Consider the following 278-nt stretch of genomic DNA (forward strand, 5'->3'; position numbering starts at 1 on the left):
TCAACAACCGGCGCCTGCTTGGCCCCATCGGAAACATCCCGCCAGCAGAGGCTGAACAGAACTTCTATGCACAGCACGACGTGCTCGATATGGTCGCATGAAATGAAGCTATACGTCTCCGGTGAAACCGGGGCGATTCAACCTGACCTTCTTTGGAGACCTTTCCGAGCCGCTCTTTGCCCCCCGATGAATGCTGCTTGGGCACCAGTCCGAGCCATGCGGCAAAGTCTCGTCCACATCTAAAGATATCCATGGACGGTGCGAAGGCCTCTACCGCC

1 pseudogene is annotated in these 278 nt (G+C 56.8%); it reads right to left on the reverse strand.

Annotation, left to right across the window (positions count from 1 at the left end):
- Positions 1-145: 145 nt before the first annotated feature.
- Positions 146-278, reverse strand: a pseudogene (locus ACFWW2_RS16085) (transposase); the annotation flags it as partial.

This window comes from Yoonia sp. R2-816, from assembly GCF_046762905.1.
Classification (GTDB): domain Bacteria; phylum Pseudomonadota; class Alphaproteobacteria; order Rhodobacterales; family Rhodobacteraceae; genus Yoonia.